Annotated in this window: 23 protein-coding genes; 6 read left to right on the top strand and 17 right to left on the bottom strand. The window is 45.6% G+C overall.

The window, feature by feature from the left end; all coding sequences use genetic code 11:
- Nucleotides 1-72: 72 nt before the first annotated feature.
- The 4 genes from AB5I83_RS09585 to AB5I83_RS09570 all read right to left on the bottom strand — a co-directional run bounded on the left by AB5I83_RS09585 (nt 73) and on the right by AB5I83_RS09570 (nt 4,366).
- Nucleotides 73-627 (bottom strand): helix-turn-helix domain-containing protein, encoded by a 555-nt coding sequence (locus AB5I83_RS09585; RefSeq protein ID WP_448974847.1) that lies wholly within the window; start codon nt 625-627, stop codon nt 73-75.
- A 144-nt stretch (nt 628-771) separates the two neighbouring features.
- On the bottom strand, nt 772-1,179 hold the full coding sequence (locus tag AB5I83_RS09580; protein WP_448974845.1) for a GNAT family N-acetyltransferase: 408 nt from the start codon (nt 1,177-1,179) through the stop codon (nt 772-774).
- Nucleotides 1,172-1,852: an HAD family hydrolase gene (locus AB5I83_RS09575; RefSeq protein ID WP_448974843.1), complete on the bottom strand. Its 681-nt coding sequence runs from the start codon at nt 1,850-1,852 to the stop codon at nt 1,172-1,174. The genes AB5I83_RS09580 and AB5I83_RS09575 overlap by 8 nt, the downstream gene beginning before the upstream one ends.
- 57 nt (nt 1,853-1,909) lie before the next feature.
- A complete protein-coding gene (locus AB5I83_RS09570; protein ID WP_448974841.1) occupies nt 1,910-4,366 on the bottom strand; it encodes a S8 family serine peptidase in 2,457 nt (818 codons plus the stop codon).
- Between the two features lie 179 nt (nt 4,367-4,545).
- On the opposite strand from AB5I83_RS09570, the gene AB5I83_RS09565 reads away from it, so the two are divergent.
- Nucleotides 4,546-4,866 (top strand): hypothetical protein, encoded by a 321-nt coding sequence (locus AB5I83_RS09565; protein WP_448974839.1) that lies wholly within the window; start codon nt 4,546-4,548, stop codon nt 4,864-4,866.
- A gap of 3 nt (nt 4,867-4,869) precedes the next feature.
- Here AB5I83_RS09565 and AB5I83_RS09560 read toward each other — a convergent pair whose 3' ends face one another.
- From AB5I83_RS09560 to AB5I83_RS09515, 10 genes are all read right to left on the bottom strand, one after another.
- Entirely contained in the window at nt 4,870-6,297 is a 1,428-nt protein-coding gene (locus AB5I83_RS09560) for a S8 family serine peptidase (RefSeq protein ID WP_448974837.1), read from the bottom strand.
- Between the two features lie 496 nt (nt 6,298-6,793).
- Nucleotides 6,794-7,450, bottom strand: a complete 657-nt coding sequence (locus AB5I83_RS09555) for a response regulator (RefSeq protein ID WP_226085868.1) — start codon at nt 7,448-7,450, stop codon at nt 6,794-6,796.
- Nucleotides 7,425-9,278, bottom strand: a complete 1,854-nt coding sequence (locus AB5I83_RS09550) for a GAF domain-containing sensor histidine kinase (RefSeq protein WP_448975276.1) — start codon at nt 9,276-9,278, stop codon at nt 7,425-7,427. The genes AB5I83_RS09555 and AB5I83_RS09550 overlap by 26 nt, the downstream gene beginning before the upstream one ends.
- 219 nt (nt 9,279-9,497) lie before the next feature.
- Nucleotides 9,498-10,427 carry a peptide ABC transporter permease gene (locus tag AB5I83_RS09545; protein WP_448974835.1) on the bottom strand — a complete coding sequence of 310 codons (930 nt, stop codon included), beginning with the start codon at nt 10,425-10,427 and terminating at the stop codon, nt 9,498-9,500.
- On the bottom strand, nt 10,424-11,272 hold the full coding sequence (locus AB5I83_RS09540; RefSeq protein ID WP_448974833.1) for an ABC transporter permease subunit: 849 nt from the start codon (nt 11,270-11,272) through the stop codon (nt 10,424-10,426). The genes AB5I83_RS09545 and AB5I83_RS09540 overlap by 4 nt, the downstream gene beginning before the upstream one ends.
- 31 nt (nt 11,273-11,303) lie before the next feature.
- Entirely contained in the window at nt 11,304-11,819 is a 516-nt protein-coding gene (locus AB5I83_RS09535; RefSeq protein WP_448974831.1) for a hypothetical protein, read from the bottom strand.
- A complete protein-coding gene (locus AB5I83_RS09530) occupies nt 11,806-12,288 on the bottom strand; it encodes a hypothetical protein (RefSeq protein ID WP_448974829.1) in 483 nt (160 codons plus the stop codon). The genes AB5I83_RS09535 and AB5I83_RS09530 overlap by 14 nt, the downstream gene beginning before the upstream one ends.
- Nucleotides 12,289-12,398: 110 nt before the next feature.
- On the bottom strand, nt 12,399-13,838 hold the full coding sequence (locus AB5I83_RS09525) for an MATE family efflux transporter (protein WP_448974828.1): 1,440 nt from the start codon (nt 13,836-13,838) through the stop codon (nt 12,399-12,401).
- A 72-nt stretch (nt 13,839-13,910) separates the two neighbouring features.
- Complete coding sequence (locus tag AB5I83_RS09520) at nt 13,911-14,858, bottom strand: hypothetical protein (protein WP_448974827.1); 948 nt, start codon at nt 14,856-14,858, stop codon at nt 13,911-13,913.
- Nucleotides 14,859-14,882: 24 nt separating this feature from the next.
- Nucleotides 14,883-15,401: a hypothetical protein gene (locus tag AB5I83_RS09515; protein WP_448974825.1), complete on the bottom strand. Its 519-nt coding sequence runs from the start codon at nt 15,399-15,401 to the stop codon at nt 14,883-14,885.
- 207 nt (nt 15,402-15,608) lie between these two features.
- Here AB5I83_RS09515 and AB5I83_RS09510 point away from each other — a divergent pair, with 207 nt between their 5' ends.
- Entirely contained in the window at nt 15,609-17,141 is a 1,533-nt protein-coding gene (locus tag AB5I83_RS09510) for a multicopper oxidase family protein (RefSeq protein WP_448974823.1), read from the top strand.
- Between the two features lie 36 nt (nt 17,142-17,177).
- Here the strand turns inward: AB5I83_RS09510 and AB5I83_RS09505 are convergent, their stop codons facing one another.
- From AB5I83_RS09505 to AB5I83_RS09495, 3 genes are all read right to left on the bottom strand, one after another.
- A complete protein-coding gene (locus tag AB5I83_RS09505) occupies nt 17,178-17,699 on the bottom strand; it encodes a hypothetical protein (protein WP_448974821.1) in 522 nt (173 codons plus the stop codon).
- 162 nt (nt 17,700-17,861) lie between these two features.
- On the bottom strand, nt 17,862-18,521 hold the full coding sequence (locus AB5I83_RS09500; RefSeq protein WP_448974820.1) for a nitrite reductase: 660 nt from the start codon (nt 18,519-18,521) through the stop codon (nt 17,862-17,864).
- A 100-nt stretch (nt 18,522-18,621) separates the two neighbouring features.
- A complete protein-coding gene (locus AB5I83_RS09495; protein WP_448975274.1) occupies nt 18,622-19,680 on the bottom strand; it encodes a YncE family protein in 1,059 nt (352 codons plus the stop codon).
- A gap of 269 nt (nt 19,681-19,949) precedes the next feature.
- On the opposite strand from AB5I83_RS09495, the gene AB5I83_RS09490 reads away from it, so the two are divergent.
- Genes AB5I83_RS09490 through chrA form a run of 4 tightly spaced genes read left to right on the top strand, consistent with a single transcriptional unit; the run spans nt 19,950 to nt 22,956 of the window.
- On the top strand, nt 19,950-20,258 hold the full coding sequence (locus AB5I83_RS09490; RefSeq protein WP_167833176.1) for a PadR family transcriptional regulator: 309 nt from the start codon (nt 19,950-19,952) through the stop codon (nt 20,256-20,258).
- Between the two features lie 26 nt (nt 20,259-20,284).
- Nucleotides 20,285-20,920: an ABC transporter ATP-binding protein gene (locus AB5I83_RS09485; protein ID WP_448974818.1), complete on the top strand. Its 636-nt coding sequence runs from the start codon at nt 20,285-20,287 to the stop codon at nt 20,918-20,920.
- Between the two features lie 51 nt (nt 20,921-20,971).
- Nucleotides 20,972-21,766 (top strand): ABC transporter permease, encoded by a 795-nt coding sequence (locus AB5I83_RS09480; RefSeq protein ID WP_448974816.1) that lies wholly within the window; start codon nt 20,972-20,974, stop codon nt 21,764-21,766.
- Nucleotides 21,763-22,956 (top strand): chromate efflux transporter, encoded by a 1,194-nt coding sequence (gene chrA, locus AB5I83_RS09475; protein WP_448974814.1) that lies wholly within the window; start codon nt 21,763-21,765, stop codon nt 22,954-22,956. Before AB5I83_RS09480 ends, chrA begins: the two co-directional genes overlap by 4 nt.
- Nucleotides 22,957-23,112: the final 156 nt, after the last annotated feature.

Genomic DNA, 23,112 nt, shown 5'->3' with positions numbered 1-23,112 from the left:
TACTATTATTTTACAAGTATTACAATAGTAAATAGTAATTACCATAAATTGTAGGCTTTTTTACATAGAAGTTTATTCTGTGAGGCGTTTAATTTTCTTGCGGTTGGACTCTCGTGTCCGTCCAAGCATCTCAGAGATTTCAGAAAGTGTTTTTCCGCAGCAGTACCATTCGAGGACCTGCTTTTCTTCGTGCGTGGTCCATGCTTTATAATTCGTGGTTTGCCGTGCTATGGTGCGTTCTTTTGCAACCCATCCTGGTTCAGGCGGCAGTTCATCAGGCTCGAGCTTGGAAAAGTCGATTTTATGCCTGTTTTTTTCTGCCCATATCCAAAATTCATCTATGTTGATAAACGTAAATCTCTTTTTATTCCGGGTAATTCGCTGATGATAGCCCAATTCATGGTTATGAATCCACTGCATAACGGTGTTTCGGTCAACTTTGAGGATTTTAGCGAGTTCGCCGGCGGTCAGCATTCCTGTGCAGGATTTCGTATGGGAAAGCCCCATTCTGGTAATTTTCAATTCAAGGGCCGTAATACTTCGATTCAACTTTCGGGCAATGGTCGTTAACGATTGGCTGCCTAGCTGGTCTTTGATCAGTTGTATATCTTTAGGTGAGTATTTCATCTGGTCTCAACCCTTCAATCTAACATTACTTTTTTCTTTAGCTAATTAAAGCACATTTAAAGTCCTGTTAGAATACCAACAACGGTATAAAAACTACTTTCCCAACAATTAATAAACCAGGTATTTTCTTCCTGTTATATCAAGTTAGTACTTTCGATACATCCCATATGAATTCGGATAAGTATAGTCAAAACCAAATTGTTCATACAGCTTGTTTGCCGGGGCATCCGCAATCAGGCTGACATAAGAACCGTCATATGTATGTTTATCAAGGTATTCCATAATCTTCCCCATCACCAGTTTCCCAAGCCCCTTCCCTTGATAGTCAGGCTTAACGGCGATATCGACTACTTGAAAAAAGGATCCGCCATCCCCTATGATCCTGCCCATTGCCACGATGGCCGACTCATCATAAACCGTGACAGCAAACAATGAATTCTTCAATCCGATTCGTGCTGCCTCCTGCGATTTCTCGCTCATCCCTGCTTCAAGACGTAGATTGATATATTCTGAAGGTCTTGGAGGATTATAGGAGATATTAAAATCAGTCATGTTCTTCAGCTCCTATTTGAATAATAGTTAACAATTCTTCCAGTTCCTCGATGATATAATCTGCCGCCGCGCTATGCCAGTAGACATCTCGCTTCCATATGCCAATCATTCCAGCCATTTTGGACGCTGCCACATCATTTTCAGGATGGTCGCCTACAAATATACTGTGAGAAGCTGATACAGCAAGATTCTCCATCCCCATACGGAAGATGCGGGAATCAGGCTTCCTCAATTCCACTTCCTCCGAGATCAGGATGGTATCGAAGTAACCCTCGATTCCCAAAGCATTTATGTTGTCCATCTGGAAGTGGGTTTTGCCATTCGAAATGATACCCAGTTTGATCTCTAATTGCTTTAGTTTTCCGAGAACTTCATGCAGGTTTTGAAAACCTCTACACGAATGCTTGAAATTCGTTATGTAGTCTTCTAGCAGCTCTTCCCATGTCAGGGCCGTTATGTTCAACTCTTGTAAAAGCTGGCTGTATACTTTGTCCTTCCACACATAACCACGGGCGTCCAGTTCTATGAATCTATTCATGTAATAACGTTTATCTATCAAGTATAGTTCGCTTTTGAAACGGTCGTACTGATCATTAATGAATTTTATTAGAGAGGCATCGCGGTCCAGCAAGGTACCATCAAGGTCAAAAAATATTGCATCTATTTTCCTCATACAAACTCCCCCTTTTACACAAAAGAACAGGCCAGCTCAGCCTGTTCTCATTTTACCTTATTTTAGAAAAGCGTTATAGTACCGCGTCATGGCAACCGCGAAGTCACCGCGTGTATTTTTTACAGATGGGTTGAAGCTCGCTGTTACCTTTGGTTTCAAATCATATGGACCCTGCGTGACGGCGAATTTAGCATTGAGGATATTCAGGTCAAGTGCCATCTGGACATAGCCTTTCAGATGTTCAGGAACTTCTGGTGCATCTGAAATCGCGATTCTTTCGCCATTATACTGGACCGTCAGCTGACCTTCGAATTCCTCTGCTTCTTTTTGCAGACCTAATGATTGAACCAATGAATAGGCCAGCTCTGCGCGGGTCACACCATCCTTAGGTGCGAATTTCCCGTTTGCCTTCGGAAGGATAACTCCATTCTGGATGTGCTCCTGGTCGCGGAATGAAGCTCCTTTTGCTGTTGCTGCTTCAACAAATGAAAGATCAGAGCTTGAGACATCTGAGAAACTTGGCGATGCAGGCAAAGATTGCTTGATTTCAGCGCCCATCACCAGGTATTTTGCCAGCTCTGCTCTTGTTAAAAGTGCATCCGGCTTGAAGGCTCCGTTGGAGAAGCCGTCGAATAATCGTTCACTCACACCCATTTTAATTGCATCTGCTGCCAGGTGGCCGGCAATGTCGTTCAACCCGGAGAAACCACTGACCTTCGTGAAGGCCATTTCCCCTTTTACACTTTCCGGCAAAGCCAAGCCCAGCGGATTGGCATCAGCGCCGCGAAGCCCGCGGATTTCAGCCTTCCATGCACCTGGTGCCGGAGAAGTCACCGATACGGTGCGATCATAATAAAGCGGGAACAGCAGGCTGACGCCAGAGCTGTATTCTGTGCCATCCGGAGCGATCAGCACAAGGTTGATCGGATTTCCGGTCTGTTCGATGAGACCCGCGCCGTCCACTTTTGCCACAAGACTGGACATTCCTTCTTCGACTGTGAATTCATATTGATTGTCGGATATAAATGTAAGCGGATTGTAGTCAACCGAAAATTCCTTCCGTTCTGTTGATGATTCAACATTGCTGTAGAATGTCTGGGTCGAATTCAGCGTAGATCCGTAAGCCGTGTCATTGAATACTTTATCAATAGCAGCATAGGCATTCACATAGCCAGCGCCCACTTCCCATGTTTCATATCCTGGCATATTCGTAGCTGTCTGTTCCAGAATCGACTTGATTTCATCAGGTGACAACAGTGGGTTTGCCTCAAGCATTAACGCTACGATTCCTGCCACATGCGGAGTCGCCATCGATGTACCGCTCATCGTTGTATAGTATGGCAGGTACGCCGCTTCTATTGTTTGCGCATCCTGGTCGGCAGACAGGCTTGATACTGGTGCAAGTACCCGAGTTGAAACGATATCTACACCTGGAGCCGTAACGGTCGGTTCATCCTTCCACGTCCATTCCTTTCCATCCATTGTAAAAGTTCCGCCTACACCCTTCGTGCCTCTTGATGAGAAATCTGCCAGCGTCCCATCTTTGACTCCAGCAGCTACAGAAATGACCCATGGAGCTTTTGCGTAAGGGTTATGCGTGTTTTCCCCAGGTCCTTCATTCCCTGCTGCAAAAAGAACTGTAATTCCGCGGTCGTGCGCTTTTTTGCTGGCAATATTGATTGGGTCGTTCGGGTCAAAGTCTCCTGAAGAACCCCATGAGTTCGTGATGACGCGGATATTGTACTGTGACTGATGTGTAATCGCATAGTCAAAACCACCGATGCCATCAAGGACGAACAATGCCGCTCCTGAACCGTAGCCAATCAAATCTGCACCTGGGGCAGCACCTTCATATTTGCCGCCGGACATGGCGCCAGTCCCGCCGACTGTGCCGGCTACATGCGTGCCATGGCCTGAATTTGTATCAGTATTCGGTACGTTTTCTTGATAGGTGATTGGCAGCAATCCTGGTGCAAGTGCATTCAGGTTGGTGGAACCCATGACATTCTGGACAAGGTTTTTGCCAAGCTCATGGTCCTTATGTGTACCGTCAACGCCACTATCGTTCACGACGACACCGATTCCTTTTCCTGAAACAGGCAGGCCGCCGTTTGCTTTGCGGAAACTGTCGTCTGTCCTCGCTTTATCGACGCCAGTGATGGCGGTGGCATCCGCATTGAAGTAAGTAAGTTTTCTGTTCATGTAGATCGATTGTACTTCCGGATTGGCCGCAAGCTTTTCGATTTGCTCCTTTGTCGCGATCACACCGGCAATCGGCAAGGATTTCATGCTGATCCCTGTTTCAATACCGAGCGTTTTTAACAGTGATAATTGCGAGCTGGTTGGAGCGCTGTCTCCTTTAAACGTGACGATGACTTCAAGCGAACTTGCCGTATCAAGTTCCTTGCTGACAAGCGGATCGATAACAGCCAGGCTGCTCGCCTTTCCCTGTGGTGCAGCAAATACCGGAAAAATGAGCAATAAAGCAAACAGCAAATACATAAAACGTTTCATGGTATTCTCCTCTCATTCTATAAAAATTTTAAAAATTCCTATCTTAATTATCTGGAATTCTTCGCTGGAAAACTATTCTTCAAAGGTTATAAAATCGGATTCCGGAATATCTATTCTGGCATCGTACAAAAGTTATAGATGGGTAGTGCTGATGTTTTTTTGATTAGAATTTCCGTTTTTTGATTTGTTTTTTCCATAATTTGGATGACGGTGCAATTATCAGGTTTCTTCGTGCAATTAATGACAAAGATGATGCAATTAACGTCCTTAATCGCTCGATTCCACTAAAGTTCCGTGCAATTAGCTCCACTGAGCAAGAGAATAAATTTTCCAGTCAGGTAAGGAGCAGTATTCTAGGTCTATTTCTATCTTTTACCGAGGCAATCTCCCCTAAAAAAACCTGCTTCCCGCTTAATTTGCTCGTTTTTCACTTCAGCATGGCAAAAATCCTGCGTGGCGGAGTAAAAATCTCCCTTGCCGAAGCAAGGGAGATCAACTAATTGTTATTTCTTCTTTTTAAAAGCTGCATCTACGGCTTTATAAGCATTCACATAGCCAGCCCCGACTTCCCACTCCGTGTAATCCTGCATGGAAGTCGCGGTGTTTTCAAGGATTGCTTTTACATCGGCAGGCGACAGCAATGGATTCGCTTCAAGCATCAGGGCGATGATGCCGGCGACATGCGGTGCAGCCATGGATGTTCCGCTCATCGTCGTGTAGTAAGGCAGGTATGCCGGCTCAATATATTCAGCATCAGCTGTTGCACCAAGCGCCACGAGCGGGCTGATGACTCTTGTTGAAATGATGTCGACACCAGGTGATGTCACTGTAGGCTGGTCAGTCCATTTCCATGTTTGGCCATCGACTGTTACCGTTCCGCCACGTCCCTCTTCGCCGCGTGATGAAAAGTCGGCGAGCTTTCCAGTTTTATCCCCAGCAGCAACGGTTACTACCCACGGAGCTTTTTTATAATTACCAGAGATCGTTTTTGCATCAGGACCTGAATTCCCTGCCGAGAAAACCGTCACGATTCCGCGGTCATAGAGTTTCTTAGTTGCAATATTAATAGGGTTGTATGGATCGAAGTCTGTACCTGCATCACCTGTGTCTCCCCATGAATTCGTAATTACGCGAATGTTGTATTCCTGCTGATGGGTCAGCGCATAATCAAAACCGCCAATAGTATCAAGCATCGCGACCGCCGCACCCGATCCGTAGCCAATCAGGTTCGCGCCAGGGGCGACTCCTTCATATTTGCCTCCTGACATTTCACCAGTTCCGCCAACAATACCAGCCACATGCGTCCCATGGCCTGAGCTTGAATCGGTGTTCGGGACATTTTCAACATAAGAAACTGGTAATAGTGTGCTGAGTGCATTGAGGTTTGTCGAACCCAACACATTTTGGACAAGATGGCTGCCAAACTCAAGGTCGCGGTGCGTACCGTCAACCCCGCTGTCATTGATGACGACACCAATTCCCTTTCCGCTCACTGGCAAGCCGCCATTCAATTTTCTCATTGTGTCATCCGTCCGGACTTGATCCACTCCGGTGATGTCCGTTGCTTCCGCATTCTCATATTCCAGCTTTTTGTTCAAATAGATGGAGACGACCTGATCACTTTGTGCAAGATGATCAATCTGTGCTTTTGTAGCCAATACCCCTGCGATCGGCAGTTCGTTCAGTGTCAGCCCTTTCGAGATGCCAAGTGTCTTAAGAAGGTTTACATGCTCCGGCAAGACACCCTCATCACTTTTAAAAGTGACGATTGCTTCGACAGGGGCGATGGCTGTCAAAAGTCTTTTCGTCAAATCGGCGTCTACCACGGCTTTGACAGGCTCCACTGCCTTTGTCGCCGTCCCGGGCACGAGCGAGGCAAAGACCGTTGCGGCCATCAGGATAAAAGATAAAAATGCAGCTTTAAACTTCATTCAAATTTTCAGCTCCTTCATTATTTTTCTTAATATTCCCACAATATTTACATCGAAACTATTCTGCATTGGAATTAAAAAATAATAACCTCTGTACTAATCTTGGTTACTACTAAAGTAGTATTCTCTTCTGAGTTGGAACTTTTTCCGGTTTAGTCTCGTAATAAAAACAAAACAAATTGGAGTCTGATAAAAATGCCAGTGAAAATGAAGCAATGCGATGATTGCCACTCTTTATGCAGCAACTCAGCATCGAAGTGTCAGGTATGCGGAAGCAGAAATTTAGTAAAAGGGGCCTATACAACCAGACAGGAATCTCTGCAAAAGGATATTGAAAGAGCAAATAAACAAACCACAGGCGAATATATTCAGTGTTCATTATGCTGTTATCCGGTATTGATTAAAGATGGGAAAGGTGAGTGTCATTATTGCGGGGAGTATCATTTTTCCAATTCTATATATTAAAATAAAAGAGCCCTCCTTAAGAGGACTCTCCTTATACCCCGCTCGATGTCGGCGGAATTGGTACGAGCTGGTGCTGGACGGCATGGATGACGACCTGCGAGCGGCTTTTGACGTTCAGCTTTTTGAAAATCTTGCTGACATGGATTTTGACGGTTTTGTCGCTGATGAACAGGCGGTCGGCAATTTCCTTGTTGCTGAGCCCTTCGACCAGGCAAAGCAGCACCTCTTTTTCCCGCTCGGTCAGTGTTGTGTCCTCCTGCTGTGTTTGTTTTTGCTGGTGAAAGGCGAGCAGCTTCCTCGTCATCGACGGATGGATGACCGATTCTCCGCGGGCGACGGTCCGGATGGCCTCGACGACCTGGTCGGATGGCGCGTCCTTCAATAAATAGCCGTCCGCTCCTTCGCGGATCGCCGACATGAAATACTCCTCATGGCTGTGCATCGTCAGCACAAGGACTTTGATATGCGGGTATTTCTTTTTTAGAATGCCTGTGACTTCGACGCCATTTTTCATCGGCATATTGATATCCATCAGAATCATATCCGGCTTGCATTTTTCCACTTGCAGCAGGGCATCGTCGCCAGAAACGGCTTCACCGACGACTTCGATATCTTCTTCAACAGATATGATATTCCGCAGCCCGTCGCGGAGCACGGCATGGTCATCCACTAGCATGAGCCTGATCATTCGTGGTTTCCCCCTCGATTCCCATTCTAGGAACGGTGATGCTGACTTCCGTTCCTGAGCCCTCCTTGCTATCGATCTGCAAGGATGCATTGATTTTTTCGGCGGCATCGTTCATTTGCAGAATGCCGAAATGCGGCTGGTTCCTCGCCTTGAGCATCGCCTGGAACAGCGAGAATCCTTTCCCTTCATCCTTGACCTTTAATAGAATATGCTCAGTTTGGTAGCTTAAAAGAACTTCTACTTTCATAGCCTGCGAATGCTTGATGGCATTGTGAAGACTTTCCTGGAAAGTGTCAAAAAGAACCTTTTCGACCATCGGGCTAAGCTCCTGCTCCTGCCCCCTGATTTCGAATTCGATATCCTGCTGGTATTCCTTCTGGACAGCTTCGATTTTTCTTAGAATCGCTTCTGCTAGTGTTGCTTTTTGAGTTGGGTATGGGCGCAGCGCATAAATCGACTCGCGCACTTCCTTCAGGCTTTCCCTGAGGCCGCTGACGCTTTCATCCAGAAGCTTCCTTGTTTCTTCGGGATTTTTATTGAACTTCTTTCCCGCCGTATCCAGCTTCATGACAGCCCCTGCAAGTGTCTGGGCGACACCATCATGAATATCGCGGGCAATCCGGTTTCTTTCCTCAAGGACAATCACCTTTTCTTTCTCAGTAAAAAGCATCCTTGTCTTGATGATAACTGCCAGCTGGTTGGCAAGCGTCGCAATGGATTGGACATCGTGGTCCTCGAAGCTTTTCGTCCGGCTCCTGGCAATGATGAACATCCCGATCGTTTCGTTCTCGATGACAAGCGGCGAGTAGACGAATGCCTTTACGTCATCTTCAAAGCATCCAGTTGCAACACCGCCTTCCTTTTTGCGGTCATTATAGACCACTGGACGACGCATACCGTCAAATTCTACAAATGCTTCTGTTGGTAGCTCACAGTTCAATTTTGTACTGCCATCTTTGAAGCTAAGCTCCCACTCACCATCCCTTTTGATCCATAATAAACTCGCCTCTGCACCAATCAATTCATTGAAGCTTCCTCTTAAAGCTGAAAGCCAGTCCTGTGAAGGAAGCATCTGGTTCAACTCTGAAGTGATTGAGAAAAGCAGCTTCAAACGATTCTTTTCTCTTTTCAGCCTGGCAATCGTCGCACTCAGCAGGGATATCCCGACAAGCGGCGAGAAAAAGAAGAAGTATGCAAATACGTCGATTTCACCGCGATTTTGGCTGCCAACGACATACAGGGTAATACCGTAAATCAAGGAAATTGCCGCACTGTTCAATTCAGTGAGCGTCTTTTGCTTCCACATTTTAAAAGAATAGTGCTGCGGCCTGATATAAAGTACGAGGTCGACAATCAAGTTATTGACCAGAACATAGACAGCCAGCAGGAAAAGATAACTTAATATGCCCTGGATCAGCGGTGTGAGTGCAAGCTTGCCCAGAAGGGTTTCCATTAAAGGGAGCAGCATGGCGGCAGCGTAAAAGCTAAGCACCAGCTGAGCGGGGTTGAACAACACCGTCCGCAGCGGCCTTCTATGGATGAGGTTAACAATCAGGACAGCGCCTGCATAGGCAATCGCAGTGTACGAAAATCCATACAGTAAAAATAACACGTAGACTACCGGGAATGTGATGGCCGTCTGGCCTCTCCAAACCGGCATCGGATAGTACTCGCTTATAAGCAGGAATAAGAATAATAGCGCCAAAACAACCGGTTCAGCACGCGTTTCTATTTTTACAAAGGAAAAAAGGATGAGCACCCATCCAGTCAGGGAAACTGAGTTCATTAACAGCTTTGCGTACCTTTCCCTTTTTTGTGAAAGCTTCATGTCCAAGCACAGCACCTCCTCTATGTTTAGAATTTTCAGTTAATTAATTTTATCGCTCATGCCCATAAAAGACAAATAAAACCCACTCACTGGCCAAATGGGGATACCACTAGCCAATGAATGGGCCAAACTCATAAAGAGTTTTGTTGAAAACTATTATGGCAAAATTTTTGCATGCAGACTATTCATCAAACGGGGTATTTTTATAGTACGAAAGTGTTATACCTCCCGATTCTTCCTCACCATGTCTTTATGCTTGAAGAAGTCGCTCAAAGCTTTGTTGATCATCGCCACGCTCAAGGCGGTCAAGGCGAAAAACAGGATCGGCACATAGACAATCCATTCATAAGCAAGCATGAATCGTTTGTTGAGACCAATCAGTCCTGACCATTCATGTGTTACCGATGAAGGTGGACCTTCGCCGGTAATCGTGCCTCCAAACAGGACGTGCAAGACGCCAAGATGCACAAGCAGCGTCAATACCTGCAAAAACTGCTGGCCAAACATCAACACCCATTCTTCGTACAGCTGCGGCAGGACATGCTTAAAGTAAATATGGCGCTTGCTTCCGCCAAGCGTAACCGCCGATTCAATGAATTCTTCCTTCCAAACACGGCGCTTCTGTTCGATCAGCTGAACCGTTAGAGACGGAAGTGCGATCAATACCAAAATGATGAATTCATACAAAGCTCTTACCCATAGCGAGTGATGGAAGCCGTGGATCGTGTACATGACGACTGTGACCAGCAGGAAGAAGGCAATCAGCGTCTGCGGAAAAAAGGATAACGGTTCAGAGATCGCTTTTATCCCTTTGAAGATGCGATCCGGGACCCGGAATAGAAAATAACTGAATATAATCGATAAGAGCATCCTTAGCAAGGCGACAATCAACACGATGCCAATGGAGTATTTCGCCCCCTCGATTACGGTATGGAGCATATCATAGCCGTACATATCGGAGCCAAACAGAAAAACATCAAACGGCGGATATGGCGGCGCTTTTTCCAATGTCCCATCTTCATTGTAGATGAATGGAACCTGCCTGATTTTCCCGTCGTTCACCACGGTGTTCAAAATGCTCAGTGTCAGGAGGATGATCAAGAATCCAGTCCCAAATATGAATTTTTTCGTTTTCAGCAATCTGATCATAGCGATAACCTTCTAAAATCTATTAGTCTGTAAATCAGGAAAAATGGCGTAAAGAACAGGATGCAGCTGAACACGAACAGTTCGACTGAAACATACTTGATATTGAACAGCATCAACCCATTTAAGTTAAAGATATATTCCACCATGACCAGCGTCGAAAGCATCATCCAGACAATCGTCTTGAAGTGTTCCTTCAAATCCTGGCTGATATTGCGGACCACGTGGATATTCAGCATGTAAAAATAGGAAAGCCCTTTAGCTTTCGCCAATAAAATGTATGGCTTATCCAGCTCTTCAAAGATTTTTAAAACGATAATCTGCGTCAAAAACAGAAAAATCGGCAGGCTCAGGCTGATGAGCGGCAGCAGGACAGCCTGGTGATCGCTGCCGAGCGAGGTCGTCTGGATAAATTTCACCCCAAAGGTCTTAAAAATCCAAACCACCCCGGCCTGCAGCAGGAACATCCACAGTACATCAGGAATGGATCGGATGATTTCTATGAAGCTTAGAATATAGTCTTTTTTCTTGTCAAAAAAGAGGACAAGTACATAGGATAGCAGGAACGCCATCACTGTCGCTGCAAACAGTCCCATGCCCAATGTCTTCATCGAATAGAAAAAACGGCCCAACACCGCCGGCAGCATTTCGTGTTGTCCATCATATGTCAAATTGCTTAATGTGAAAACTTTAACGGTCAAATCTTTCACACTGTTAAAATAGCCCTCCGTGTCAAATGTCAAATTCCGTAAGAGGACGGGCAGGCTTCCAATGATAATAAACAAAAATACCCCTGCTATGTACTGCAAAACAAGTCTTATGAAACGCATTGTACTGCTTTTAACCATGAAAAATCCCCTCTACCCTTAGTCCCTCAAATTATAATTCACTTCTCTTTCCATTTCCAGTTTTTTCATATAGGGTACTTAAGTAGTAGAAGAAAATGATCATCGTCTGGGAAAGCAGATAGATTGGGAACGACCAGTACATTTTGTAGCCTTTGTCGAAATGGAACAGGCCTACCTTCAGGCCGATCCACTCCAGCAGCATCGATAACGCCGACCAAATCAGGATGTAGGGAATGATTCTGAGCTTTCTGATGTCCCATTTTACGTAAAAATAAAGAAAGAAGTAGCTGTATGGACCATACATGATATAGCTCATGAAATCGATGAACTGATAAGACGAGTTATCGTTGACATCATAATAGTCCCAGGGCTTGATTGAGAGGGTATGATCATAAAATAAGCCGATATAAATGCCGAAAATATAATAACCAACGCTCTCCAGCTTGCTGAATAACTTCGGTGCAAACCATATTGCCAGATTCATGACGATCATGCTGATGATCACGAACCATTCATTTGCATTGAACGCAGTATCATAAACTTTCATTTTGGCGACTCTCCAATGTTTGTAAAAATGTTGCCAGCTTTAAGACACCTAGCGTTGCAAGCAGGAAACCGGCATTCAATAAAGTCGTATAGAAAAAATTCCACTTGAGATAGGTCAGGATATGAAAATGCACTGCCAGCTTATGTGCGGCAAGCAGGACTCCCAATGCAATCAAAAAAGCTGCCATTTTATAAAAAGGCTTATTGGCTCGCACATAATAATTAGCAAAAAGTACAGTGACCATCGGTGTCAGGATATCCCTGCATAGAAGCAAACAAATGAACAGCCAATGATCCTCGGTCATTTTTAAAAAGTGCCATTCCAGCGCCAAAAGCGTCACACATTGTCGCGTTATGATGGCAATCACCATGAAAATCAGCGCATTCTGCAAGAAGTTCAGCCGTTTTTGCACATGATAAGCGAAATGGAGCAGCAATATGGTTATAGTGATATAAATCGAGAGAGCCATAGTAACATCCTTATAAAAAATTCATTTTCTCTATCCTTACTTTGTCCATCTTCATGCTTCCTAACCATTTAAATTTAATAAAGCATACAGCAGGAACTGTATGCTTGTGTTCAATAATTGTTCGCACAGGCGGACATGTTTTCTTTTGCCGTTTGCGGGTGGCAGTGGGATTCCGGGTCCGGGGCTTTTTCGAGCGCCATCCATTTTCCGCGCTTGAACTGGATCGCCAGGACAATGGCACGGAAAGCAATATCAGCGCCAATCGCGATCCAAACACCGGCAAGGCCCCAGCCAAGCTTGATTCCGAGGAGATAGACCAGCACCGTCCGTACAGCCCACATCCCGAACCCTGTCAGGTACATCGGGAACTTGGTGTTGTTCGCGCCTTGAAATGCGCCTGTCAGCACCATCAATACTGCAAGGAATGGCTGGAATACTCCCGAGATTTTCAGTGCTGTGCCGATGTTGTCAACAACCTGTTGATCTTCTGTAAAAAAGCTTCCGGCCCAGTCGCCGAGAAAGAAGAGCAACGCTCCGAGCACGGTCATTGAACCAACTGTGAGATAGGTCGATAATCTGGCATAATGCTTGGCCTCTTCAAGGTTTCCCGCACCAATTTGCTGTCCGACGAGGATGGTTGCCGCAGTGGCGAAGCCGTAACCAATCATATAAGAAAATACCTCCACATTCCCGGCAATCTGATGTGCCGCAAATGCATTCGTTCCGAGAGCAACGACGAAACCAAAATAAACGATTTGGCCCGCGCGCATGACCAGTCTCTCGCCTGCTGCGGGAGCACCAAGCGTCGTAAGCTCCTTTAAATGTGTCTTGTCAATGCTCCAATAATCCTTGCGGAAGGTAAGGGTTTCAGTGCGATTCACATAGTAAAATAATGCAATGCTGCCAATCAGCCGAGAGAACACCGTTGCCAATGCAGCTCCGACAATTCCCATTTCCGGTATGAACAAGAACCCGAAGATGAGGACGTAATCCAAAACAGCATTGATAATATTGATGACAATACTGACCTTCATCGGAGATTTAGTGTCGCCTGCCCCGCGCAGGATTGCGCTTAAAACAAACATAAAGCTCATTACAATGGACGGAATTCCGACAATCCTGAAATAGAGGGCTCCTGCCTCGAGTACTTCCGCTTCTATGCCCATCAGCTTCAGGAGCGGTTCTGCAAAAATCAAGGTTATGACGCCCGTTAAGATTCCAAAGAACGCTGCGAGAACGATGGATTGCTGTGAAATATGCCTTGCTTTTTCGGGGAGATTTGCACCCAGGAAGTTCGCAATCCGCACATTGGCTGCTACACCGATTGCCATGAACAAAGCAAAATAAATAGCCAGGACGGCATTGGTCACCCCTACAGCTGAAACTTCGGCCAGGCCAATTTTCGAGACAAAGTACGTATCAACAAATCCGAGGATTGTCTGGAAAAAATTTTCGATGACCGCCGGAATGGCGAGCACAGTAATGATTTTCAGCCGCCCTCTATTCGTTTGCGGCATGCTGATTTTTCCTTCAATGACTTCATCCTTCACATATCCTGCCTCCTTTACTGAAAAATTCAAACGATTAGCACACCATCATAGTGTGCTAATGAATTGTTCAGCCTACTCTACTCCAATCACAAATGAAACGGTATAGAGCTTGCCTTTATGCTTGAACTGTCCCCATATTTTAAACAAACCTTCCCTTGGGAAGCTTGTCATATACTCAACTTTTGGACCTTTCGTGTTTTCATCGGCAGGATGGACATGGAGGAATTCACTCATGTCCTCGCTGACAATCACAACATGCCCTGCAGAACCAAGATAGGGCTCCAAATCAGTAACAGGCTCTCCAACCTGATCACGAAGTTCGAAAATCAGCTTTACCGGTTCATCCACCTTGGCTGAAGGAAGGATCAGCTCGATTTCAAGGTCGTCGACTGTTTTCCTCAAGACTTTATCTGCTTCGATTTCATCATTGGCTTCATGTCCAGTGACCACAAGCTCATGTGTGGCCAGCTGTTGATTCGCACCTTCCGGCAGGAAATCGGCATACAGTTTATACCTGCCAGCCTGTGGGAAGGTCGTTTTAATCTGGAATCTCCCTTTTCCCAGGTAATCAGGGTGAAGATGCTGGAATACAGATAAATCCTTTTTAATAGCCAGGAGATGCATCTCTTTCTCATGGACAGTGGTAAACGATTCAAAAGCCTTTCCCGATGCATCCTTGATATCAAGGAATATCTCCGTTTCCCGATCACTTTCAATTGGTTCAGGATTTGACTTCCATTCCACCTGGACTTTTGCTGCATTTTGCTCGCCTGAAAGCTGACCGTGTCTGTGATGCCCGGCATGAGAAGCACGCATGCCATGATCCTGTTTGGGGGCATGGTTATCATGCATGCCATGACCCTCCTGTTCGGGGGCATGGGCATCATGCACGTTACGATCCTGGTGGAAGGCATGGCTGTCTTGTGAGGTGCCATCAGCCGGTCTGCTTTCTCCAGTTAAACCGTCCTCATGCAAGGAGCCGTGGTGTATGCCACTTCCATGTTCCTCTTCACGTTTCATCTTCTCTGCCTCCATTCTTAAAATTTATTCTTCCATCATATGGCTGAAATGATTCACCACTTTCTTTTGTTCATCCGATGTACCAAGAGGCGTTACATCCGCTTCGTTTTCTTTAAGGTACCCTGTAATCATATTGAGGAGCTGTACTTGTTGTAGTGCCATTTCAACATGTGTTTGCTTGACCTTTGGATCTTTCATTTTTAAAGCTGAAACGAAATTATCTTTGGCCATTGCCTCTGTTGAAGCCTTGATTTCCATTGCGATATGCCTGTCCATCTTCTGCGTTCCTCTCGTTGTTGTTTCTAATTGGTCCTCCGGGATTTCATCAAGGTTCGGCAGCTCCTCGAAATCGCTCTTATCTGGATCAAGCATGTCCAGCATGATGCGCACATGACTTCTCATGATTCCTACTTTCTTATTAAGTAACTCAAGTAATGTTTCATCCTTTGCTTCTTTTGCCAAAAGCTTCACCTTCATGATCATGCCGTCATGGGCGGGTAAGTGAGTCGTAATCAAACCTAAATCTGATGCGGGAAGTAACATAATAATTTCCTCCTTATTTTGGTTGTCTCAAATAACAACTACCACTTTCAGGGAGGCCTAAACTCCACAGAAAATGCATATTTAGCTGATAGGGTCTATTATGTTTGCAATAGAAATTATGCGCTTATAAAATACTTAATGAGGTATATATAATGTGGAATTCATGAAACATCACAAGGACAAGAGGACTTCTAAGGAGGCGTAAAAGTGAAAAAGGTAGTCATAGCAGCAATAATCATTCTTGTATTAGTCATAGCCGGCGGCTGGTTTTTCATGAGAAGCATGGGTGGCGCAGGCGGCAATATGGCGGGCCAGGGCGGCGGCATGATGAACGGCGGCATGGGCATGGGCGATGGAGGCATGATGGGCGGCGGTTCCGGTTCGGTGGAGGATATGCGGAATGACTCTTTAGGAGAGGCAGACAAACCTCTGCCGATCCCGCCAATCCTTGAAGATGAGAACCCCGACCCTGACAAAGCAGAATACACCCTTGTTGCCAAACAAGGATCTATGGAATTTTTAGAAGGTAAAGCAACCGATACGTTTGGGTACAATGGGAACTATTTGGGACCAGTCATCCGCGTAAAGAAGGGTGACGATGTCTCCGTCAAGGTAAAAAATGAGTTGGACGAAGCTACGACGCTTCACTGGCATGGGCTCGAAGTAGATGGCGAGGATGATGGCGGTCCGCATTCCGGAATCCAGCCGGGTACCACTTGGAATCCGGAGTTTACGATCGAACAACACGCGGCAACATTGTGGTACCATCCCCATCTTCTCCATGAAACCGGCGAACATGTTTATAAAGGACTTGCTGGTTTATTTTTAATTGATGATGAGGAAAGTGAGAAGCTTGATCTGCCTGACGAATATGGCGTGAATGATATTCCGCTCATAGTCCAGGATAAGCAGCTCGATGAAAACGGACAGTTTGAATATGATTTGAGTATGCATGATGTGATGATGGGTCTCCAAGGTGACACGATCATGGTCAATGGAGCCATCAACCCCTATGTTGAGGTTCCAAAAGGCAAGGTTCGCTTCCGGCTGCTGAATGGGTCAAATGCGCGGATCTATCAATTCGCTTTAAGCAATGGACAGGAATTTCACCAGATTGGGACAGACGGCGGGCTGTTGGCAGAGCCGGTAAAGATGAATAGCCTGGTGTTGAGTTCGGCGGAGCGGGCCGAACTGATCGTCGATTTTTCTGGCTATGAAAAGGGAGAAACCGTTGAACTGACCGACCAGGGAATGGCATTCATGAAATTTGTCGTCAGCGGCGAGGAGATTGGACCGAAAGAAATCCCTTCCCAACTAGTAGACATACCAGTAGTGAATGAATCGATGGCTGCAAGAACAAGGGAGTTTGTCATGTCAGGGATGGGCCGGAACGTTACGATCAACGGCAAACAGATGGACATGGACAGGATTGACGAGCAGCTGAAACTCCATGACACAGAGATCTGGGAGATTTCAAACGAGGGAATGGGAATGATGGGCAATAACATGGGCATGGCCCATCCATTCCACGGACACGGCACCCAATTCCTGATTCTCGACCGAGACGGCAATCCGCCGCCGCCAAATGAGCGCGGATGGAAAGATACAATATTAGTCGAGCCAGGTGAAAAAGTGAGGGCAATCGCAACGTTCGACCATAAAGGATTATTCATGTACCACTGCCATATCCTTGAGCATGAAGATGCCGGGATGATGGGACAGTTTACGGTAGAAGAGTAAGACTCCGTCATTCCTGGAGTCTTTTTTTTAGTCCCCTTAACCAAACAGGAGATGAACCCCTAAGGCAAGCCCAAATACAATCGCGATTGCCTGGTGGATTTTTTTATAGGTGAGATACTTCTTCCCCTTAACCCACTTGTCCAGGGTCAAGCCAAAGATTACGAGGAAAGCAAACCCTATCAATGTTGCTAATCCGCTGTAGATGCTTTCCCATTCTTCATTTGTCTGCAGAAAAAAGTAAGACCCATGGGCGAGTGCGGCAGAAAATGCAGCCCAGCCTATCAGTGTATGGTGCTCCCTTAACAGCTTGAAAGCTAGCTGAATCCACTTCACAAAAACAAAATTCCGTTTTTTCAGCTGCAAGAATAACAATCTGACAATCCATAAGGCAAACGCAGTGATTGCCCCTATTTCAGCTATCGTTCCGCCCTTTTCTAAAAGCTCGCTCATCAAGTCTGTTTCACCGGTCATAAAGCCTAGGATAAATAATCCTGCAAAGATTGCAATAACGGTGTAACCACCAAATTTGATCCATTTTGACAAAGCATTTTTGGACACTCCGCTTCACTCCTTGTCATACTATTTTATCCTATACCCCAAAACCCATTCTTTATTATAAAAATGAATAAGCATAAGGACCAAACCCACTTGTTTGGTCCTTATGCTTATTTTAAACCCAACCTCCAGAAAACTGGATTTCTTCATTCTCGGATAGCGGAATCAGAGATCATCTTGTTTTTTGCTTTGAAATACTGTATTTATCCTCTCCAACAGTTCGCTTTTGCCAAATCGGGCAATGAATTTATGAACCGGCTCGCGCTTTTTCCCATTCTCATTATATATGTCTATGAGCAGGTCAACTTTTTGATAAAGCTCATCCTGAGTAAGCTGTTCATATAACAGTGTTCCCGGTCTGGCATCCTGCCCCTTTGATTTTCCTCCAGCATACAGGCTATACCCGTCTTTCACTTTCATGATGCCAATATCGTTGATGAGCGGTTCACCGCAGCCGACCGGGCAGCCGGTATAGGCTGGTTTCAGGGTAAAAGGAACAGGTTTGCCGGCAATCCTTTTGTTCAGTTCAATTGCAACAGGCATCCCTTCCTCCTCTGCTCCTTTGCAAAAATTGCATGTGCGGAGGCTTTTCACGAAACTACCGACTGGATAGCAGCTAAGTCCCGCCTGTGCAAACTCTGCTAGTGCCTCCTCTTTCCTGCTTTCAGGAATATCTATATACAGCTGTTGAAACGTTGTCAGCTCCAGCTCCTGATCTTCTTCCAGATATTTTGCCAGGACGATTAGTTGTTTGGCATTCAGCTTGGAACCGAAATCTATCCCGCCGTTAACAGCCAGCTTGATGGTTTTTTCAGTCGCTTCCAATTATATTCTCCCCCCTTCCACCTCATTTTCTGAAAATTAATTCTATCATACCGTGAAAAAGTGGAGAATGTATGGAGTTTTTGAGAGAAAATCAATTTCGTCAGTCCATTATCGTGATTCCATTAGGAATTTCACCAACGCCAATCGTTTCTACTTTCTTGCTTTCAAGGTCAATAATGCTGACGGTGTTATCAAACATATTGGTTACATAGGCGAGCTTCCCGTCTTCGCTCACAGTTACACCATGCGCCCCATTCCCTGTTTGGATTTCATCGACAACCTTCTTCGTCTCAAGGTCTACTATTGTCATTGAATTTGACGGTGATTCCTCGGTTCCCTGATTGGCGACATACGCGTATTTGCTGTCAGGCCCAATATAGACCTGCGCAGGCCCTGTACCAACTCCTACCTTGTCCACTTGCTTCGTTTCCAGGTCAACTATGGCCAGTGAATTTTCTGAGAAAAGGGTTACTACCAGGGTCTCCCCGTCCTTTGTCACTCCAGTTGTGACAGGTGTATTGCCTATTTTAATTCTTTCTTCATTGAATGTTTTCAGATTGATAGCACTAACTGTATCCTCACCCATATTGGCGATATAGGCAAATTTGCTGTCCGCTGAAATCCTGAATCCGTGGGGGCCATTGCCTGTTGGTATGGTTTTGACAACTTCATAGGTTGCTGCGTCTATGACTGAAACGTTGTCGTCTTCATTGTTTGTTGCCAATACATATTTGCCATCCCCTGAATAGACAACATGCGCCGGGTGATTCCCTACCACCACTTCTTTCAAAAGTTCACTAGTTAGGGCATCATAGAATAATACTCTTCCAGGTGAACCTTCTCCATGATCACCATGGCCATGCCCGGAACCTGGAATAAGTGTTACGGCAACTACTTTTCCATCAGGTGAAAGCTGGATATTGTGAACGACACCGTCAGCCTGGATGGTTTCAGCCACTTTATTGTCTTTTACACTGACCTTACTGATAGTACCGCCCTCATTTGCGGTGAAAAAATATCTATCGAGGATTTGTTCCTGTTTGGCCGCTTTTACTGCCGGCTTCTCCTCAACCCTAGTAGCAGTATCCGATCCACACCCCGCCAGAACTATTCCAACAGATGCAAGGATACTAATCATTTTTACATTTAAACGACTCATCATGAGCCCTCCTTTATCGAAATCTACCGTTATGATAATCCGCTAAATCTCACTGGAAATGTTAACTTCATCACAAACTACAGTTTTTCGATGAAAGGTTTAACAACTTTATGAAATCGATAAAATCTGCAAATTTCTGAAGTAGAATTTATTTTTGTTTTTTCAGAGAGCAAGGATAAAGTTAAATAGTTGATTAATCTCTCAGATACGTTAGAATGATATCGAGTTTCGTTATTGAATTTCGATATCAACGAAAGAAGGAATTTTTTATGGAGGATAAAGTCCTCAGGAAACTATTTCTCGGCTTCATCCAGATTCATATTTTGCATCATGCAAAGGAAGAACCGATTTTTGGGCTGTGGATGCTAGAGGAGCTTAAGGAGCATGGCTATTCCATTAGTGCAGGCACACTATACCCGATTCTCCACAGTATGGAATCGGACGGTCTTCTTTTAAAAGAAGAAAGAAATGTTGAAGGGAAAATCCGGAAATACTATCGGACAACAGATAAAGGCAATAACGTGCTGGAGGAAGCACGTAAAAAGGCCTTCGAATTGTTCAGGGAAATCAAGGATTAAGTCAAAATTGAGGGGAGGAAATCAGCTTGTTCCAACTTATGAATGTCAAAGTGGACGGGATACTTCATATCGATGAGTTGAGCATTCCAGCCAATCAAATTACCTGCATTGTTGGCCCGAGCGGCAGTGGGAAATCAACTTTATTGAGATTATTGAATAACCTGTCGAGCCCGGATCATGGAGAGATCCTTTTTAAAAATAAGTCCATTAGCAGCATGGATCCCCTTCAACTAAGAAGATCCGTCGTGATGGTTTCGCAGGCGCCGGTCATTTTTGACGGGACCATTGAAGACAACCTGCAGATTGGCCGTACTTTTTCAGAGAAGGAGCCGGCCAGTGCAAAGGAAATGGATGATTTGCTTGAATTGTTCATGCTTAATAAACGTCTTGACGAAGATGCAGAACACCTTTCCGGAGGCGAGAAACAGCGGCTTTCCTGGGCAAGGGCGATGCTGCTTGATCCTGAAGTCTTTTTGCTGGACGAGCCGACCTCTGCGCTTGATGAGGAGACCGCAAGAAATGTGTTATTAAGGTTCCGCGACCATGTCAGGGAGAAATCCAAGACAGTCATCATGATCACCCATTCGCACGAGCTTGCTGAGCTGGTCGCAGAAAATACCATAGATGTATCGCGTTATTCAGCGGGGATCAAGGCGGATTGACCGTCTTCTGATTGTAAGGAAGAATTCCTACTCTGAAGGGAGGCAATGCTGATGGAAAACGTAATGGACCTGGCGTTTTGGCAGCTCTCCGCTGCGTATATTTTCATCCTGATTTTGATCGTTATTGTCAGGGTCCGTGGGATTCCCCGCGAAAAAGAAATCCTGCTGGCAACTGCCCGAATGTCTTTGCAGCTTATACTAGTCGGTTATTTGCTTGTCTACCTGTTTAATAACCCGAGTCCGTTTTATACCCTGTTGATCATTGCCATCATGCAGATTTTTGCGATTCATAATGTCTACAAACGGACAAAGCATCCACTCGGCGCAGCGATGAAAAAACATATTGCCTTTGCGATGGCAATCGGTATCTTGACGAGTCTGTTCTTTTTCATTCTCGTCGTCCTTAACGTTACTCCATGGTACGAGCCGCGTTATTTCATCCCGATTGCCGGAATTATCATCGGGAACTCGATGACAGGCGTGTCCCTAGGCGTGAACAATCTGATTTCAGGCTTCGCAGCGAACAAAGCTCAAATCGAGGGTGCCCTTATGCTCGGGGCTACGCCCAAGCAGGCAGCAAAGAAAGTGGTCAACCAGGCCTTTGATGCCGCTATGCTGCCCACAATCAACTCGATGGTCGGTATGGGGATCATTTTCCTGCCCGGGATGATGACAGGGCAAATCCTGTCCGGAACGTCGCCAATCCTGGCGGTGGAATACCAGATCGCGATCATGCTAGGGATTGTGGGGAGCGTATCACTGACGGTGATTCTCTATTTGCAGCTGGCCTATAAATCTTTTTTCAATGAACGATTACAATTAGTTATGAAGGAGAAAAAGAAATGACAGAGAAAAAAAGCGTTACCTTCCAGTCTCTGCTGGAAATTTTAATGGTTTCGACCAGACTTGGTCTGACGTCGTTTGGGGGGCCTGTTGCCCACCTCGGCTACTTCCATGAAGAATATGTCCGCCGCAGAAAGTGGATGGACGAAAAAACTTATGCAGACTTGGTGGCATTATGCCAATTCCTGCCTGGTCCAGCTAGCAGCCAGGTTGGAATTGGTGTTGGATTGATGCGCGGCGGATTGCTCGGGGGCCTGTTCGCCTTCCTGGGATTCACACTGCCTTCGGTTTTAGCGTTGATCATTTTCGCCATCATTTTGCAGGGATTTGATGTTGGGGATGCCGGCTGGATTCACGGACTGAAAATTGTCGCCGTCGCAGTCGTTGCCCATGCGATCCTGGGAATGGCGCAGAAACTGACTCCCGATTTGCCACGGAAAACGATTGCTTTAATGGCACTCGCTGCAACGCTGCTTTGGCAGACCGCTTTCACGCAAATCGGCGTCATTATCGTCGCTGGTGTTTTAGGATATGTATTTTTCAAGTCTCACACTGCAACAGATGATAAAAGAATGACTTTTTCAATTTCCAACACTGTCGGCTATGTCAGCCTGGGATTGTTTTTCGGCTTATTGATCCTCCTGCCGATATTACGTGAAGCGACTTCATTGAATTGGATTGCAATGTTTGACAGCTTTTACCGATCAGGCTCACTCGTGTTTGGCGGCGGCCACGTTGTCCTGCCATTGCTTGAACGTGAATTCGTGCCGACAGGCTGGCTGAGCGAGGAAGCCTTCCTTGCAGGTTATGGTGCTGCCCAGGCAGTTCCAGGTCCATTGTTCACATTCGCTGCCTATCTCGGGGCGATCATTGACGGCTGGCAGGGCGGATTGCTCGCTACTGTGGCAATCTTTTTGCCTGCATTCCTGCTTATTCTTGGTACCCTCCCATTCTGGGACACATTGAGAAGAAATAGTAAGATCAGCCGTGCATTGATGGGTGTTAACGCAGCGGTCGTCGGCATCCTGATTGCGGCGTTTTACCACCCAATCTGGACGAGTTCCATCCTCGAGCCAATTGATTTTGTGTTCGCGGCCGTGCTTTTCAGCATGCTCGTCTACTGGAAGCTTGCACCGTGGATTGTCGTTGTGACCGGGGCTGTTGGCGGGTGGATTCTGTATATGATTTTTTAAAAATTCAGGTCAGTTTTTGCTGATTGACGTAGTTATTTTTGGATTAGCACAATCATTGCCGCTTCAAACCTTCAGTTTATTGATGGAATAAGGTTTTTTCGACCACATATTTAAATATATCAGCGGATTTTCGAATATATCGACCACATTTTTGAA

The sequence above is a fragment of the Mesobacillus sp. LC4 genome (assembly GCF_053543455.1).
This window is presented reverse-complemented; position numbering and strand designations above follow the sequence as displayed.

Coding starts and splice junctions, on each gene's coding strand:
- AB5I83_RS09560 (WP_448974837.1), bottom strand. CDS start 6,297: ATGAAGTTTAAAGCTGCATTTTTATCTTTTATCCTGATGGCCGCAACG.
- AB5I83_RS09495 (WP_448975274.1), bottom strand. CDS start 19,680: ATGAGTCGTTTAAATGTAAAAATGATTAGTATCCTTGCATCTGTTGGA.
- AB5I83_RS09575 (WP_448974843.1), bottom strand. CDS start 1,852: ATGAGGAAAATAGATGCAATATTTTTTGACCTTGATGGTACCTTGCTG.
- AB5I83_RS09545 (WP_448974835.1), bottom strand. CDS start 10,427: ATGATCAGATTGCTGAAAACGAAAAAATTCATATTTGGGACTGGATTC.
- AB5I83_RS09520 (WP_448974827.1), bottom strand. CDS start 14,858: ATGAAACGTGAAGAGGAACATGGAAGTGGCATACACCACGGCTCCTTG.
- AB5I83_RS09555 (WP_226085868.1), bottom strand. CDS start 7,450: ATGATCAGGCTCATGCTAGTGGATGACCATGCCGTGCTCCGCGACGGG.
- AB5I83_RS09480 (WP_448974816.1), top strand. CDS start 20,972: ATGGAAAACGTAATGGACCTGGCGTTTTGGCAGCTCTCCGCTGCGTAT.
- AB5I83_RS09490 (WP_167833176.1), top strand. CDS start 19,950: ATGGAGGATAAAGTCCTCAGGAAACTATTTCTCGGCTTCATCCAGATT.
- AB5I83_RS09585 (WP_448974847.1), bottom strand. CDS start 627: ATGAAATACTCACCTAAAGATATACAACTGATCAAAGACCAGCTAGGC.
- AB5I83_RS09515 (WP_448974825.1), bottom strand. CDS start 15,401: ATGTTACTTCCCGCATCAGATTTAGGTTTGATTACGACTCACTTACCC.
- AB5I83_RS09570 (WP_448974841.1), bottom strand. CDS start 4,366: ATGAAACGTTTTATGTATTTGCTGTTTGCTTTATTGCTCATTTTTCCG.
- AB5I83_RS09535 (WP_448974831.1), bottom strand. CDS start 11,819: ATGAAAGTTTATGATACTGCGTTCAATGCAAATGAATGGTTCGTGATC.
- AB5I83_RS09540 (WP_448974833.1), bottom strand. CDS start 11,272: ATGGTTAAAAGCAGTACAATGCGTTTCATAAGACTTGTTTTGCAGTAC.
- AB5I83_RS09580 (WP_448974845.1), bottom strand. CDS start 1,179: ATGACTGATTTTAATATCTCCTATAATCCTCCAAGACCTTCAGAATAT.
- chrA (WP_448974814.1), top strand. CDS start 21,763: ATGACAGAGAAAAAAAGCGTTACCTTCCAGTCTCTGCTGGAAATTTTA.
- AB5I83_RS09530 (WP_448974829.1), bottom strand. CDS start 12,288: ATGGCTCTCTCGATTTATATCACTATAACCATATTGCTGCTCCATTTC.
- AB5I83_RS09550 (WP_448975276.1), bottom strand. CDS start 9,278: ATGAAGCTTTCACAAAAAAGGGAAAGGTACGCAAAGCTGTTAATGAAC.